Source organism: Oleiphilus sp. HI0079, from assembly GCF_001635105.1.
Genome location: NZ_LWFT01001069.1, coordinates 1 through 880, shown reverse-complemented (window position 1 = coordinate 880; position 880 = coordinate 1). Strand labels below are relative to the sequence as shown.

The window sequence follows — 880 nt, the reverse complement described above, 5'->3', positions numbered from 1 at the left end:
GCTTTAATCCAAACAGAATGGTTTGAAGCTGTCATTCGTCACTCCTATTTCTCGACCTGTATGTCCAGGTCTATGAAAAATATAGCAGTGACGGTCTCGGCTCTAAGGCGAAAGACGTGTGTTAATCTGCCTTGTTTTAACTTGCTTGGTAACTCTAAGAAAGACCACACGTTAAATTCATCCGAATCGGCGAGCCTTTCAACGCAAAGTTTAAACTGCTGGGCCTCTAGGGCCAAGCTCTTAGAGCTGTAAATTTCACATCACCTCCAGCATTCACGTTAATCCACACGCATCGCATAGTTGAGTAAAAAAAACTCGCCATTCCAAAAGTAAAGCCGAGGCTCAAGCCCCTCGCCTCAAGCCCCTCGTAATGACGTGACGAAGATTTCTTTGATTAATGGCGGTAATTGTCTTGACGGTAGCACCATAATGCACCAAAGTGACTGATCAAATAACAACCAAAACCTAGGGACGGTAAAGACAATGAGAGCAAGAACGCACTTTTTAAGAACAGCTAGCCTACTAATACTCAGCGCTGCTGCCGCTTCAACGCACGCCGCGACAATGACTTACGATAACGAGGCCGATTTTACGACAGCCATCGCAGGTCTCTCGAGCAATACAATCGACTTTGATTCTGCCACTGCAGGAGATCTAGTCCTCCCAGGTTCTCCGTTTGATGGTGTTACCTTTGACTATTCGTTGGATTACGATCTCTCTGTCGACGCGACCTATGACACAACGTCCTCCTCAAACTATCTAGGCATCAATGACTTTGACGGTCGGTTTGCGGGAGGGGATAGCTTCGACATGACGTTTGGCTCGGCCCAATCGGCCATTGGCTTGTACATTCATATCGGCTTTGAATCACTTCTTTTTG

1 protein-coding gene is annotated in these 880 nt (G+C 46.5%); it reads left to right on the top strand.

Translation table 11 applies throughout. The features are described from left to right. Nucleotides 1-483 precede the first annotated feature (483 nt). The coding region (locus A3750_RS19060; protein ID WP_156498749.1) for a hypothetical protein at nucleotides 484-880 on the top strand (397 nt) is incomplete at its 3' end.